We start from the raw sequence: 14,653 nt of genomic DNA on the forward strand, positions 1-14,653 counted from the left end.
TCCCTTTACCCGCCTCAGTGCAACGCTGCTCCTCCGATCGACGTACGGATTCTTCCCTCCACGCGACGCTTGAGCAGCCGCTGCTCCAACAGCAAACGCGAGCCCTGCGCCGCGTTGGCGCGTCCCCATTCTTCCAGCAGCTCCAGGCAGGAGTGGTCGATGTACGTCAGGTTGCCCAACGGCACATGCAGCGTGGTTCCCGGCGGCACGGTTTCCAGCGTTTGCGTCAGCGCCGGCACCTTGAGGAACGTGGCAGAACCATTAAGGCGCAGCTCCATTTCGCCTTCGGCCGGCAGGTCGACAAGATTGATCTTCAAGCGCGAAGCATTCAGCGCCAGCTTCACCAGGGTCAGGCCAAAGCCGATCAACACACCCGTCAACAGGTCTGTCAGGACAATCGCGCTGGCGGTCGCGCCATAGATGAACATCGGCATGCGGCCATAGCGTCCCAACCCTTTGAGCGCTTGAACATTCACCAGCTTCACGCCGGTGTAGACCAGCACGCCGGCCAGGCTCGCCACAGGAATGCTCTGCAACACGCTCGACAGCAACAGCACGAACGCCAGCAGCCACAGACCATGGAACATCGCCGACAGACGGGTCTTCGCACCCGCCTGCACGTTGGCCGAACTGCGCACGATTACGCCGGTCATCGGCAGCGCGCCGACCAGCCCGCAGAGCATGTTGCCCACGCCTTGGGCGCTGAGCTCCTTATCGAAGTCCGATCGCTGACCGTCGTGCATGCGATCTACCGCCGCTGCCGACAACAGGGTTTCAGCGCTGGCAATGAAGGCCACGGCAATCGCCGCGATCAGGATGGCAGGGTCGGCCAGGTTCAACAGGTCTGCAGGGCGCAGCCAGTCGATGGCTTCAGCAAGATTAGCCGGAACCTCGACGCGCTTGACCTGCAAGCTCATCACCAGACTCACTACCGTGGCGATGCCAACCCCGAGCAACGCGCCCGGTACGAACCGAAGTGCATGGGGCCGACGCTTTTCCCACAGCCACATCACCGCGATGGTGCCCAGCCCGAGAAGACCGGCCTGCATGGCGCTGCCCATCCCCAACGCACCCATTACGGTCTGCGGGAACGCCACGAGATTATCGAGCCCGGAAGGCTTGGGTCCGCTGTCGAACATGACGTGGACCTGGGAAAGCACAATCAGCACGCCGATACCCGCCAGCATGCCGTAAACCACCGCCGGGGCGGTCACGCGGAACCAGCAGCCGAGCTTCAAGCGTCCAGCCAGCAATTGCAGCGCACCGGCGAGCAGCAGAATCGGCCCGAGCATGGCGATGCCGTGCTCTCGGACCAGCTCGAACACCAGCACCGCCAGCCCTGCCGCCGGGCCGCTGACCTGCAGTGGCGAACCGGCCAGCCACCCCACTACCAAGCCGCCAATGATGCCGGTGATCAAACCCTTTGACGGCGGCATGCCGGAAGCGATGGCGATCCCCATGCACAAAGGCAGGGCCACCAGAAAAACCACCACGGAAGCCAGCAGCTCCCGTGGTAACAACGCTTTCAGATCAGTAGTAGCCATGACGACTCTCCGGAATTCAGACGTGACGACGCCCGGCGGCACGCGCTATGTGCGGCCGCTACGAGCTTGTATGAGGGTGGAACCGTCAGGGCCAACGCCGCTGCGCTCAGGCGCAGCGGGTCAGCCGGCGATCAATATCGACCGCGGGGGATCGACGCCATGGGCACCGGGTGGTCGCCATCCAGCGCCAGGAAGCAGTCCTGCTCGGCATCGTAAGCGCGGATTTCGCTGGTCTCGATGTCGTAGACCCAGCCATGGATGAACAACTGACCGCTGGCCAGCTTGGACGCCACGGAGGGGTGCGTGCGCAAGTGTTGCAGCTGCGCGATGACGTTTTCTTCGGTGAGCACGTGCATGGTTTCGTGCTCGCCGGTGCAGTTGCAGTTGTCCTGCACAACAGTCTTGGCGACCTCGGCATGGCGCAGCCAGGCTTTGACCGTCGGCATTTTTTCCAGGGTGTCGGGGTTGAGAACGGCGCGCATGGCCCCGCAATCGGAGTGGCCGCAGACAATGATGTGCTGCACGCCCAAAGCCAGTACGGCGTATTCGATAGCGGTAGAAACGCCGCCATTCATGGGACCGTACGGCGGGACGACGTTGCCCACGTTACGGGTGACGAACAGGTCGCCCGGCGAGCTTTGGGTGATGAGTTCCGGGACGATGCGCGAGTCGGCGCAGGTGATGAACATGGCCCGGGGATGTTGGGCGGTGGCGAGTTTCTTGAACAGTTCTTCCTGCTGAGGGAAGACGTCATGGCGGAAATGCTTGAAGCCATCAACGATCTGCTTCAACGCCATTTCGGCGGTTTCCACCTGAGGCGTTACGCCTGTCGTCGCAGCCTGAGGCTGCTTATCCTGGTCACTCATGTTTCATCCTCTCTGACGGATTTAAGTGGATTTTCCGGCGAATCCTGTGGATGACCCACTTTTTTCTGGTCTTCTTGCGTATCTTTTCCTACAAGACCAATCGGTCACTTCCGACTCACCTTAACGACGCAAACTTAATTGAAACTGAATGCGTGGCTCTAGATCGCGGGTCTTGCGTTAGAAAATCTAAACCGCAAGCGGCTGTTGTGGTGGAACACAGTTAAGACGCCATTCGAGTCACAGCAGCGACATCTGACCGCCGGGTGGGCAAAACGCGCTGCAGTCGAGTTGAAAACTTTCCCGGCGGTTCAAGCCATGCTTCTTGATCGCGAGGCTGTAACGCTGCGCCAGCAACTCAGCGAATACCCCCTCCCCGCGCATTCGCGAGCCAAACCGGCTGTCATACACCTCGCCGCCGCGGCTCTGACGAACCAGGCTCATGACGTGCTCGGCCCTTTGCGGATAATGCGCCTGGAGCCACTCTTCGAACAGCGGCGCAACCTCCAGTGGCAGGCGCAGCATTACGTAGCTCGCACTCAACGAGCCCGCGGCCTTGGCCTCGGCCATCAGCTTCTCCAGCTCCATGTCATTGATCATCGGAATCATCGGCGCCAGCAACACGCCCACCGGCACACCGGCATCGCGCAACACTTTGATCGCCCGCAATCTAGCCTTGGGCGCAGCGGCCCGTGGTTCAAGGATGCGCTTGAGCTCGTCGTCCAGGGTCGTGAGGCTGATGAACACCGACACCAGCCGCAACTTCGCCAGCTCGGCCAGCAGGTCCAGATCCCGAAGAATCAGCGAACCTTTGGTGATGATCGTCACCGGATGGCGATAGCGCAGCAGCACTTCCAGCGTCGCCCGGCTCAATGTGTATTCGCGCTCGATGGGCTGATACGGATCGGTGTTCGCCCCCAAAGTGATCGGCGCGACGCTGTAGCCTGGCTTGGACAGCTGCTGCTCCAGCAGAGCGGCAGCATTGGTTTTGGCGATCAATTTGGTCTCGAAGTCCAGCCCCGGCGACATGTCCCAATAGGCGTGGCTCGGCCGGGCGTAGCAATAAATACAACCGTGCTCGCATCCTCGGTAAGGATTGATCGAGCGGTCGAAAGGAATGTCGGGCGATGAGTTACGCGCGATGATGCTCTTGGCGGTTTCCAGCGTGACGGTGGTGCCTTGGGTCAGCGGTACTTCCTGATACCAGCCGTCGTCTTCGGCCACCGATCGGTTGGGGGCGAAGCGGTTGTTGGGGTTGGTCGCAGTGCCGCGCCCGCGTGGGGGCAACTGAATGGACATGACGGCTCCTTGATAACTGGTTATGCATACAGTATCGCGAAACGCTCATGCCGTTCACGCGCCACCCCGGAAAAACACTCCGGCGCCGATCAACGGCTTTCACTATCTTTTGACACGCCCCTCACAGCGCCTTGACCCTGCGCGGCGAAAACTTGCCTCATCGATAAACGGCTGGTTTCCACGGTACGTCTTCCATGCTTCTTCGCCCGCTCGCTGCTCAACTCCTCCTGCTGTTGGCCATATCCTCTGTGTCTCTCGCTCACGCTGAAGATGCTTCATCCGCGCAATCGTCACGCCCGGCGCAGTGGGCGCAACTCGTCGACCCGCACTACAACCTCTACCAGATAACGCCCACGCTTTACCGCAGTCGTCAGCCGGACGCCGCAGCACAGCCGCTTCTGCAGCGGCTTGGCGTTCACACGGTGATCAATTTCCTCAAGGAAAGTGACAGCAAATGGCTGTCCGATGCCTCCGTGGCGCAGGTGCAGATTCCGCTGCAGGTGGTGCACATCGACGACGCAGACGTGATCGAAAGCCTTCGCGCTATCCAGACCGCGCAGAAAAACGGGCCGGTGCTGATTCACTGCAAGCACGGGCTGGACCGCACCGGTTTGGTGGCAGCGATGTACCGCATCGTTGCGCAGGGCTGGAGCAAACAAGCGGCGCTGGATGAGATGGAACATGGCGGTTATGGCGACGAAGACAGCCTCAAGCGCGGGATTGCCTACATCAACAACGTCGATGTGGCGGCACTGAAGTCGGCAATGGACACGGGGGCATGCAGCACCAGTGTGTTTGCCCTCTGTGCGATTAAGGGGTGGTCGCACAAAGTAGGCATGATCAATTAAGGGGATCGGTTTCAACGTTGCCATTGCCAATCGATCCAGTCCCCGGCTCGAAAAATCCCTCGCATTTTGCAACACAGCCTTCTGGCGGCAGGGTGGCGCTGTCACAAAATACAACTACTACTAAGCACATGCCGATATTGGCATGGATGCATTTCACGCTTACCGGAAACACCCTATCGAAAAGGATTTCGACAATGACGTTCAATTACACACGGATTGCCCTGGCGGCACTCTTTGGCATAGCCACACTCAAGGCACACGCGACGACGCTCGATTCGCGAGATAAACCCTTCAATGAATACAGTTGGGTCACCACCCACAACTCTTACGAGAAGATCAATCAGAACCTCAGGGAGATGCCGGCCCAGCTCAATGATGGCGTCCGGGGTTTCATGCTTGATCTCTATGTCGAAGGTTCAAACCCTCGCCCCGAAGAACGTATTGAAGTGTGCCACCAGAAACTTGCCTGCTATGGGCCTCTATCCGCACATTTAAAAAACGAATTCCTGCCTTTCCTGCAAAAAAATCCAGGTGAGGTGGTTACGTTGTTCCCTGAAACGTACGTGAAGCGGGAGCACATTCAGGAGGTATTCAATACCTTGCCGGAGCTGTCGAGCGTTTCATTCGACCCGGCAAACTTCGCTGCGAATCAGTGGCCGACGATCAACCAGATGGCGGCACGCAATAACCGCCTGATCCTGTTCACAGACAAACGCGAGGTCGCAGGCGACTACTGGGTTCAGGGAAAAAAGATCACGGTCATGTTTGATCAGGATTGGATTGTGCAGAACCATTGGGACACCCTGGGGAACGTTGCCAGCAGCATTGAAAGTACTCATGACTGGTCTTGCCCCACGCGCTGGGGTGGGTTGGCGCTCAACACTGAAAAGGTAGCCGCCTCGACGGGTAAGCAGTGGAAACGGTTGGTCCTCATGAATCAGTTTCATCCGGGCACATCTACCGTCTTCGACTCGGCCAGCTACGACAACAACCTGACTTACCTCAAGCGCCGCCAGGACAACTGTGGTGTTGCCCCCAACTACGTTGGTATCAACAATTACAAGAGCGGTGAGGCAGAGCGTTATACCGCGGCGCTCAACAACGGCGGCATCTTTCTGCATGAAGGTCGAAATGCAAGCCGGTCACAAGACATTGTCTGCGTTATCCCTGTCCGTACCGGGGTGGTCAATCGCAAGGCCAACGGTTGTGAAAACGATGAGGCGAGGTCGATGTCCTTGTCGGGTGTTGCCACTGGAACCCGCATTCAGTTGTTCGACAGTGGCACTGGCAATACTCAGGACGATCACATCACCATCGATGTAAAGCGCAACATTGGAATTGGGGAGCGTGTGGTCATTCCGAGTTTCGAGTCCGACGCGAGCAACAGCAATTACCAAGCCGTTTATAACCGCAACAACGGGCTTGATGGTAAGACGTCACGCATTGTCATTGGCCGGACACCCACCGACTTCTCGGACGCATCCGTGGCGTTCTACGAGGGCACTAACGCCAGTCAGAACCTGGACTGCGTGATTCCTTTCAGTTCGAGCTACACCATGAAGATGAAGAGCAACAGCTTTGGCTGCTCCAACGATGAAATCAAGTCGGCCCGCATCATCAAAGCCAAAGCGGGTGCGTCTTTCACGCTCACGGGCCATCCCCAAGGCATTTCAACGAGGGGCGGACGACTGTCGAGATTCTGCGCGACATTACCCTTCCCGTGGTCATCCCGAGCTTCAATAGCAGCTATTCAAACAGCGACGTCAAAGTGACGAATTACACCAGGGCCATCGGTGGCAAAATCTCTTTCGGTTCTATCGGCGGCGCACGGTAATCCACAAACGCTACAAAAAAGGGATACCCACGACGGGTATCCCTTTCTTTATCCGAGATCACGTCAACTCGGATCAACCGGCTTCTTCAACTTAGGATTCGGGAAGAACTGCACGCCCTGCACCTTGGGATCCGCCGGCTTCACCGCAGGCTTGTTCACCCGCGTGCCAAGTTCTGTCGGGATCGATTGCCCCTGCGCATTGAGGGTGTCGGAATAACCACAGTGCACGCACTCACGGTGCGGCACGTCGTCTTCGTTCCACATCATCAACTTGTCAGGCTCGCTGCACGCCGGGCAAACCGCCCCGGCGATAAAGCGTTTCTTGGTAATCACCCGCGGTGTCTCGGTCATGCTGCCGCTTCCTCACTCAAGCCCGAATGGCGCAAGAGTGCGTCAATCGACGGCTCGCGTCCGCGGAAGTCGACGAACAGCACCATTGGCGCCTGGGACCCGCCCCGCGCCAGAATGGCTTCACGGAACGCCCGGCCGGTCTGCTCGTTGAACACGCCTTCTTCCTCGAACTTCGAGAACGCATCGGCAGACAGCACTTCGGCCCACTTGTAGCTGTAATAGCCCGCCGCGTAACCGCCAGCAAAAATGTGCGCGAAGCTGTTCGGGAAACGGTTGTACGCAGGCGGACGCATCACCGACACCTCGTCACGCACGCCCTCGAGCACTTGCAGCGTGGTGCGGCCGTCGCCGTGGGTGGCGTGCAGTTCGAAGTCGAACAGCGAGAATTCCAACTGGCGGACCATCATCAGGCCGGACTGGAAATTCTTCGCCGCCAGCATTTTCTCCAGCAGGTCCTGTGGCAGCGGCTCGCCGGTTTCGTAATGGCCGGAAATCAACGCCAAGCCTTCCGGCTCCCAGCACCAGTTTTCCATGAACTGGCTTGGCAGCTCGACCGCATCCCAAGCCACGCCATTGATCCCCGACGCACCCGCGTGTTCGACGCGGGTCAGCAGGTGGTGCAGACCGTGGCCGAATTCGTGGAACAGGGTGGTGACTTCATCGTGGGTGAGCAACGCCGGCTTACCGCTGACCGCCGGGGTGAAGTTACAGACCAGGTTGGCGACCGGGCTTTGCAGCGTGCCTTCAGCCGTGCGACGACGATCGCGGGCGCCGTCCATCCACGCACCGCCACGCTTGTTGGCACGGGCGTAGAGATCGAAGAAGAAGCGCCCGACGTGCTGGCCGTTTTCCTTGATTTCGAACAGGCGGACGTCTGGGTGCCAGGTGTCGAAGCCCTTCTGCTCGGCGATTTCAATGCCGTACAGTTTTTGTACGATAGCGAACAGGCCGGTGAGCACTTTGTCGACCGGGAAGTAGGCGCGCAGGGCTTCCTGGGAAACGCTGTAGCGCTGTTCGCGCAGCTTCTCGCCATAGAAACCGCTGTCCCAGCTCTGCAGGTCCGGGCAGCCTTGTTCGGCGGCATAGGCTTTCAACTGCTGCAGATCCTGAGCGGCAAACGGCTTGCTGCGCTTGGCCAGATCACGCAGGAAGCTGAGGACCTGATCGCTGGACTCGGCCATTTTGGTGGCCAGGCTCAGCTCGGAGAAGCTGGCGAAACCCAGCAGTTTGGCCAGCTCCTGACGCAGATCGAGAATCTGCTCCATGATCGGGCCGTTGTCGTTTTTGCCTGCGTTCGGGCCTTGGTCTGACGCGCGGGTGCAATACGCCGCGTAAACTTCCTCGCGCAGCGCGCGGCCTTCGGCGTAGGTCATGACAGCGTAGTAGCTCGGGAACTCGAGCGTGATCAGATAGCCTTCCAGGTCTTTCGCCTGGGCCGCGGCGGCCATTTGCGCCTTGGCCGAATCAGTCAGGCCGGCGAGGGCGGCTTCGTCAGTGACGTGCTTGCTCCAGGCTTGAGTCGCGTCGAGCAACTGGTTGGAGAACTGGCTGCCCAGCTCGGACAGCTTGCTCTGCACTTCGGCGTAGCGTTTTTGCTGTTCTGGCGGCAGGTCGATGCCCGACAAGCGGAAGTCGCGCAGCGATTGTTCAAGAATGGTCTTCTGTGCGACATCGAAACTGGCCGCTTCAGGGCTGTTGGCCAAGGCTTCGAAGGCCTGGAACAGTTCGCGGTTCTGGCCCATTTCCGTCGAATAGGCGCTCAGGGCCGGCAGGCAGGACTCATAGGCCTCGCGCAGTTCCGCGCTGTTGCACACGGCGTTCAAGTGGCTGACCGGGCTCCAGGCGGCGCCCAGGCGATCATTGAGTTCGTCCATCGCCAGCACCAGGCCAGCCCATGTAGGCTGCGAACCTTGCTTGGCGAGGATGTCGGCAATCGCGGCGCGGTTGTCGGCGAGAATCTGTTCGATGGCAGGTTTTACATGCTCGGCGCGAATCGCCGAGAAAGGTGGCAGGTCGTAGGATTGCAACAGAGGGTTGTTCGCGCTCACGGTTTGGCACCTTGGCTAAAAGAAACACCCACGCATCTTAATTACAATCGACGCCGACCGCAGCTATCGGCGCCAGAGAAGGAGCCTATCGTGGCCATTCGCACGTTCCAGAACCACACCCCAACCCTTGGAGAGCGGGCGTTTGTCGATCATTCGGCGATTGTGATCGGCGATGTCGAAATCGGCGCCGACAGTTCGGTCTGGCCGCTGACCGTCATCCGTGGCGACATGCACCGCATCCGCATCGGCGCGCGCACCAGCGTGCAGGACGGCAGTGTGCTGCACATCACCCACGCCGGCCCGTTCAACCCGGACGGTTTCCCGCTATTGATCGGCGATGAGGTGACCATCGGCCACAAGGTCATGCTGCACGGCTGCACCGTCGGCAATCGCATTCTGATCGGCATGGGGACCACGATCATGGACGGCGCGGTGGTGGAGGATGAGGTGATCATCGGCGCGGGCAGTCTGGTGCCGCCCGGCAAACGCCTCGAGAGCGGGTTTCTCTACGTAGGACGTCCGGTGAAGCAGATGCGTCCGCTGACCGAGAAAGAGGTCGCCTTCTTCCCCTACAGCGCGACCAATTACGTAAAGCTGAAAGACCAGCATCTGGCCGAAGGCTTCGACAAACCCTGCTGAGAGCACACATGCATTACCAGAATATTCTGTTCGACCTGGACGGCACCCTGACCGATCCGCGCGAAGGCATCACCCGGTCCATCCAGTTTGCCTTGAGCAAGCTGGGCATCGACGAACCCGACATCACTCGGCTCGAGCACTTCATCGGCCCGCCGCTGTTGCAGCAATTCATGCGCGCCTACGACTTCGACGAAGCAAAGGCCTGGGACGCGGTGGGCTTTTACCGCGAGCGTTTCAAGGTGACGGGCCTGTACGAGAATCTGGTGTTCGACGGCATCTTCGAACTGCTCGACATGCTCTCGGATCAGGGCCGTACGCTGTTCATCGCGACGTCCAAGCCTTGGGTGTTCGCCCATGAAATCGCCCGGCATTTCGACTTCGCGCGCCATTTCAAGGTGATCTACGGCAGCGAGCTGGACGGCACCCGCACTGACAAAGTCGAGCTGATCCGGCACTTGCTGGATGAAGAGCAGCTCGATCCGAAACAGACGCTGATGGTCGGCGACCGCAAACACGATTTGATTGGCGGCAAGCGCAACGGCTTGGACGTGGCGGCGGTGGGGTATGGATTTGGCAGTCGGGAGGAGCTGGAGGCCGAGGCGCCGACCTATCATTTTGATTCGGTGGGCGCGCTGCATGAGGCGTTTCTCAAAAGCTGAGAGCACTCAATCTGTGGGAACGATCACCACGGCGCCGGCACTACGTGGATTTTTTAGCCAGCCGCTCCAACGCGGCCTTGCGCTCTTCCTTGGGCAATTCGCCCAACTTTTCCACCGCCGAATAGAACGCAGGCCAATCACCGCTCACCTGCCTGAACAACGCTTCAAACGCCGGCACCCATTGATCGTACAAACCGATGGGCAACAGGCGTGCGTTGTTCATCGGCGCATACACCCAGCCGTCGAAACGCTTGTCGCCGCCCCATTGGCTGTCGCGCAACTGCCGATACTCGCTGCGCAGACGCTCGAACTCAGCGGCCTTGCGTTCGCGCATCACCTGCGGACTCAGCGGCTCGGCGTACAGCGCCTTCAGCCGATCGCGGGTGACGAGGGCCAGTTCGGTCAGCTGATCACGTCGCCGGGCTTCCGAAGATCCTCCTTCGGCAGGTAAACCACGCGCCGCGCGCCACTGGCGGGTGCCTTCCTGCTCCACAAAACTGGCGTAGGACTCGTTGAACTCGCTGTCGTCCTTCACGTAAAACCGCTGGTGCGCCAGCTCGTGGAAGATCAGCGTGGCCAGTCGCTCATCGCCCCAGTTCATCATCGAACTCATGATCGGGTCATCGAACCAGCCAAGCGTCGAATACGCCTCCACGCCGCTGACATACACGTCCTTTCCCTCAAGCTTCTGCACAGCCGCATCCCCGCGCGCGGCGCCTTGAGTGTAATAGCCGCGATAGGCCACGCACCCGGCAATGGGGAAGCAATGGGTGACAGGATCCAGGGAAAATTCGCCAGTCGCGAACACGTTCCAGACAACAAACGGGCGATGGATGTCAGCGTAAAGGCGGTAGCTGCGGTTATCCGGCAGGTGCAGATGCTCGGTCGCGAACGCACGGGCTTGCTGCGACTTGAGGAGGTGATCGCGCAACTGGGTATCGCGATTCGGATCCGCGATGACGTCGGCAACCGGCTCGCGCGCTCGCAGCAGGGCCATCTGGCCGCTGGCCAGTTGCGAGTAATAGGAAAGACTGGAACAGCCGCCGAGGAGTAAAGTTGCCAGCATCGGCAAGCCACGTTGCAGCCAGGCCTTTTTCGATCGAATCATGCAGCTGCCTTAACGTCGATATTCATGATGCCTACACATCAGCGTTATGCCGGACAGCCCGCCTCTGACGCAACCATCATCGCCATCTGCCCCATTGCGGAGTTCGTCATGCGCTTGCCTCTGTCCATCATTGCCCTGAGTCTTCTGGCCGGATGCGCGGGGCCGCTGCCCGCGGTTGATCCCCAGCAGGCGTGGGTTGACCTGCATACCTTCACCGGCAAAACCCTGATGGCCGACAAGCTCGACGGCGTACGCACCTACGACGGTCGCTTCTTTCAGGTGACGCCCGGCAAGCACAAGCTGGAAGTGCGTTACGACTACGAATACGCGCCCGGTGCGATGGGCTTATCGATGGACATCTACAACGAGCGAACCTGCTACGTGACGATCAACTACGACCGCTTCGAGGCCGGCCACCGCTATCGCCTCGACGTGCGCAATATCACCAACGACATCGACGCGCAGTTGCGGGACGAGCAGCGCAATGTGCTCGCGGAGGAGGGGGAGATTTTCTGCATCCCTTGACGCGTGATCGCGAGGTCAGCGCGCAAACGAACTTGCTCATCTGAGGCTTACGAAAAGCTTTCGCTTACACCGGACTATCGATCGTTGTTCTGATAAATGATCTTCCTGGTGCCGTTTTCGCAGGTGCCGACGACCATATTCTGATCATGGACCTCCTCGTTGGTGACGACTTCCAGCGTGTAAGAGCTAACGTTCTGAGCCTGAATTTTGGCTTCGATTTCGTCCTTGAGCTCTTCGCAGGGCTTGGGGGCGGCAAAGGCACTGGTGGTCAGCGCACCGAGAATCAGGATTGCGGCGATACGTTTCATGATCGACTCCTTCGACACCGTGCGACACGCATCGGCCTTGCATGTGACCGTGGGGGCGCACGCCGGTTCTGGCGCGTCCATAACGAAGATGGCCCGCAATTGCGGGCCACCGAATGCAACAGTAACGCGAATCAGCTCACGAGGGTGGCATCGAGCGTGATCTTGGCGTTCAGTACTTTCGAAACCGGGCAGCCTTCCTTCGCATCGTTGGTCAGCTTCTCGAACTGTTCCTGGGTAGCGCCAGGGATTTTGGCTTTCAGTGTCAGGTGTACCGCAGTAATCGCGAAACCGCCGTCGACTTGATCCAGGGTGACGTCAGCGGTGGTGTCGATGCTGTCGGCTTTCAGGTTGGCATTGCCGAGGATCATCGACAGGGCCATCGAGAAGCAGCCAGCGTGGGCTGCGCCGATCAATTCTTCCGGGTTGGTGCCCTTGCCGCCTTCGAAACGGGCCTTGAAGCCGTACGGCGCTTCGCGCAGAACGCCGGTTTCAGTAGAGATGCTGCCGATACCCGACTTCAGGTCACCTTCCCAGTGGGCGGATGCTTTCTTGACGATGCTCATGGTGTCTCCTCATGAAAAGTGCGATTTCGCTCGCACGCGGACCAAAGTTCTGAGGAGTGTAGGCGGGACTTAGTTCAACGCGTATGCCGCACGTGCTTTTTTGCGGACCGACCCAATGTTAATTCCGACCAAATTAGTAGGAAATTTCGCGTTGCCCATTGCAACTCTGAAATCCGCCCTTATTCTATGGCTTAACGCAAATATTTAGTCTTAATGCCGGTTTGCTCGCGTGATGTCCCCGATGGATACGCCGCTTCAAGCCCAAGAGGATCAACAACGGCCTATGAAACGATTAGCTGATGTGAAGATTTCCACGCTCGATCTGGTGCCCGTCCGCGAAGACAAAGGGCCGGCAGAATCGCTGCGCAATGCCCTGGACCTGGCGCAACACGTTGAGAAATGGGGCTACAACCGTTTCTGGGTGGCCGAGCACCACAACATGGACGGCATCGCCAGTTCGGCCACCTCCGTTTTGCTGGCCTATCTGGCCGGTGGCACATCGACCATCCGGGTCGGGTCGGGCGGGATTATGTTGCCCAACCACGCACCGCTGGTGATCGCCGAGCAGTTCGGCACGCTGGAAAGCCTGTTCCCGGGGCGTATCGACCTTGGCCTTGGCCGCGCGCCGGGTTCCGACCAGATGACCGCTCGGGCCCTGCGTCGCGAGCGCTCCGGCAGTGCCGATGACTTCCCGGATGACGTAACCGAGCTGGTCAACTACCTCGGGCCGCGTCAGCCTCATCAACGGGTCATCGCCGTGCCCGGCACCAACACCAACGTGCCGATCTGGTTGCTGGGCTCTAGCCTGTTCAGTGCTCAACTGGCCGGTGAGCGGGGGCTGCCGTACGCATTCGCGTCGCACTTCGCGCCACGTTTCATGCACGAAGCGATTCGCGTCTACCGCAGCCACTTCAAGCCTTCGGAGGTCCTCGACAAGCCTTACGTGATGCTCGGCGTTCCACTGGCCGCTGCAGAGACCGACGAGCGCGCCGAGTATCTGGTGACGTCGGTGTACCAACGCATCCTGAGCCTGATGCGTGGGCAAAGCCTGATGCAGAAGCCGCCGGTCGAGAGCATGAATGGGTTGTGGCTGCCCCATGAGCGCGACGCGGTGATGGATTTCCTGGGACTGGCGGTCGTCGGTGGCCCGGAGAAGATTCGCGCCAAGTTGGACGTGCTGCTTGAGCAGACCGACGCGGATGAGCTGATCTTTACGTGCGACATGTACGAACATGCCGATCGCCTGCGCTCCTACGAGATCCTGGCGCAAGCCGCGAGGGGCTGATTCAGAGCGGTGCACTGAGACCTGTCCGCCACAAACAAAAAAACCGACGCCAGATGCGTCGGTTTTTTTGTGCCAGCGGGCCGGTATCAGCCGCGCTTGTAAACGATTTCCATACTGCCGCCTTCGCAGGTGCCGACGACTTTGCCGTCCGCCGAGCTGCCTTTTTCAACGGCTTCAAGCGTGTAGGACGAAACGCCTTTGACTTTAATTTTCGCGTCGATGTCGGCTTTTACGTCATCACACGACTTGCCGGCAGCCATGGTAGTGCCCGCAATGCTCAACAAGCCTATGGCCAACAGAACTTTTTTCATCGGTACATCCCCTCGTCAGGCGCAATTTTCGGATCAACAAGGCCGCTCCGATCGGGCGGCCTGACTACATGAACCTGCGTCATGAACCTTCTTAAAAGTCACGACTGCGCGGTATGTATAGCGAAGGTTGTGGCACTCGGCCACTGTAAAAGTTCAGCGGCTCAGCTGTTGTCGATGCGGAAACCGACCTTGATAGTCACCTGGAAGTGGCCGACTTTACCGTCTTCGATGTGGCCACGGGTTTCCAGCACTTCGAACCATTCCATAAGTTTTACGGACTTGGCAGCTTGGGCAATCGCGTTCTGAATCGCGTCGTCGGTGCTCACGGTCGATGACCCGACCAGCTCGAGCATTTTGTAGGTGTGATGATCAGACATGGCAGTTCTCCTGAAGGATGTTGCGCGGTGGCAGCGCCGCAGCGATTGTGTTCACTATCTCTGTGCCGAAATGCGGTCTAAAAGTTCAGAA

16 protein-coding genes are annotated in these 14,653 nt (G+C 59.3%); 6 read left to right on the forward strand and 10 right to left on the reverse strand.

Annotation, left to right across the window (positions count from 1 at the left end):
* Positions 1-14 precede the first annotated feature (14 nt).
* The 3 genes from FX982_RS07185 to FX982_RS07195 all read right to left on the reverse strand — a co-directional run bounded on the left by FX982_RS07185 (position 15) and on the right by FX982_RS07195 (position 3,706).
* Positions 15-1,544, reverse strand: a complete 1,530-nt coding sequence (locus FX982_RS07185) for a SulP family inorganic anion transporter (protein WP_172610149.1) — start codon at positions 1,542-1,544, stop codon at positions 15-17.
* A gap of 131 nt (positions 1,545-1,675) precedes the next feature.
* A complete protein-coding gene (locus tag FX982_RS07190; protein WP_420793012.1) occupies positions 1,676-2,341 on the reverse strand; it encodes a carbonic anhydrase in 666 nt (221 codons plus the stop codon).
* A 306-nt stretch (positions 2,342-2,647) separates the two neighbouring features.
* Positions 2,648-3,706: a PA0069 family radical SAM protein gene (locus tag FX982_RS07195; protein WP_172610150.1), complete on the reverse strand. Its 1,059-nt coding sequence runs from the start codon at positions 3,704-3,706 to the stop codon at positions 2,648-2,650.
* A gap of 194 nt (positions 3,707-3,900) precedes the next feature.
* Between FX982_RS07195 and FX982_RS07200 the strand changes: the two genes are divergently transcribed.
* A complete protein-coding gene (locus FX982_RS07200) occupies positions 3,901-4,554 on the forward strand; it encodes a dual specificity protein phosphatase family protein (protein ID WP_172610151.1) in 654 nt (217 codons plus the stop codon).
* A 194-nt stretch (positions 4,555-4,748) separates the two neighbouring features.
* Positions 4,749-6,326, forward strand: coding sequence for a hypothetical protein (locus FX982_RS07205; RefSeq protein WP_172610152.1), 1,578 nt, complete (start codon positions 4,749-4,751; stop codon positions 6,324-6,326).
* Between the two features lie 125 nt (positions 6,327-6,451).
* On the opposite strand, the gene FX982_RS07210 is transcribed toward FX982_RS07205, so the two are convergent.
* Entirely contained in the window at positions 6,452-6,739 is a 288-nt protein-coding gene (locus FX982_RS07210) for a YheV family putative zinc ribbon protein (RefSeq protein WP_122534299.1), read from the reverse strand.
* Positions 6,736-8,787, reverse strand: coding sequence for an oligopeptidase A (prlC, locus tag FX982_RS07215; RefSeq protein ID WP_172610153.1), 2,052 nt, complete (start codon positions 8,785-8,787; stop codon positions 6,736-6,738). Before prlC ends, FX982_RS07210 begins: the two co-directional genes overlap by 4 nt.
* A 90-nt stretch (positions 8,788-8,877) precedes the next feature.
* Here prlC and FX982_RS07220 point away from each other — a divergent pair, with 90 nt between their 5' ends.
* On the forward strand, positions 8,878-9,426 hold the full coding sequence (locus FX982_RS07220) for a gamma carbonic anhydrase family protein (protein WP_172610154.1): 549 nt from the start codon (positions 8,878-8,880) through the stop codon (positions 9,424-9,426).
* Positions 9,427-9,434: 8 nt separating this feature from the next.
* A complete protein-coding gene (locus FX982_RS07225) occupies positions 9,435-10,085 on the forward strand; it encodes an HAD family hydrolase (RefSeq protein ID WP_172610155.1) in 651 nt (216 codons plus the stop codon).
* 40 nt (positions 10,086-10,125) lie between these two features.
* Here FX982_RS07225 and FX982_RS07230 read toward each other — a convergent pair whose 3' ends face one another.
* Positions 10,126-11,193: an aminopeptidase gene (locus tag FX982_RS07230; RefSeq protein ID WP_172610156.1), complete on the reverse strand. Its 1,068-nt coding sequence runs from the start codon at positions 11,191-11,193 to the stop codon at positions 10,126-10,128.
* 108 nt (positions 11,194-11,301) lie between these two features.
* Here FX982_RS07230 and FX982_RS07235 point away from each other — a divergent pair, with 108 nt between their 5' ends.
* A complete protein-coding gene (locus FX982_RS07235; RefSeq protein WP_172612998.1) occupies positions 11,302-11,718 on the forward strand; it encodes a hypothetical protein in 417 nt (138 codons plus the stop codon).
* 74 nt (positions 11,719-11,792) lie between these two features.
* Here FX982_RS07235 and FX982_RS07240 read toward each other — a convergent pair whose 3' ends face one another.
* The gene (locus FX982_RS07240) at positions 11,793-12,026 is read right to left on the reverse strand and encodes a DUF1161 domain-containing protein (protein ID WP_172610157.1); all 234 of its coding nucleotides are present in this window, start codon (positions 12,024-12,026) and stop codon (positions 11,793-11,795) included.
* Positions 12,027-12,157: 131 nt separating this feature from the next.
* Positions 12,158-12,589, reverse strand: a complete 432-nt coding sequence (locus FX982_RS07245) for an OsmC family protein (RefSeq protein ID WP_037017022.1) — start codon at positions 12,587-12,589, stop codon at positions 12,158-12,160.
* A gap of 283 nt (positions 12,590-12,872) precedes the next feature.
* On the opposite strand from FX982_RS07245, the gene FX982_RS07250 reads away from it, so the two are divergent.
* Complete coding sequence (locus FX982_RS07250; protein ID WP_172610158.1) at positions 12,873-13,874, forward strand: LLM class flavin-dependent oxidoreductase; 1,002 nt, start codon at positions 12,873-12,875, stop codon at positions 13,872-13,874.
* An 86-nt stretch (positions 13,875-13,960) separates the two neighbouring features.
* Here the strand turns inward: FX982_RS07250 and FX982_RS07255 are convergent, their stop codons facing one another.
* Both FX982_RS07255 and FX982_RS07260 read right to left on the reverse strand, forming a co-directional pair.
* On the reverse strand, positions 13,961-14,185 hold the full coding sequence (locus FX982_RS07255; protein ID WP_172610159.1) for a DUF1161 domain-containing protein: 225 nt from the start codon (positions 14,183-14,185) through the stop codon (positions 13,961-13,963).
* 161 nt (positions 14,186-14,346) lie between these two features.
* Positions 14,347-14,562, reverse strand: coding sequence for a dodecin (locus FX982_RS07260; protein WP_065987998.1), 216 nt, complete (start codon positions 14,560-14,562; stop codon positions 14,347-14,349).
* Positions 14,563-14,653: the final 91 nt, after the last annotated feature.

The organism is Pseudomonas graminis, from assembly GCF_013201545.1.
Taxonomy (GTDB): Bacteria; Pseudomonadota; Gammaproteobacteria; order Pseudomonadales; family Pseudomonadaceae; genus Aquipseudomonas.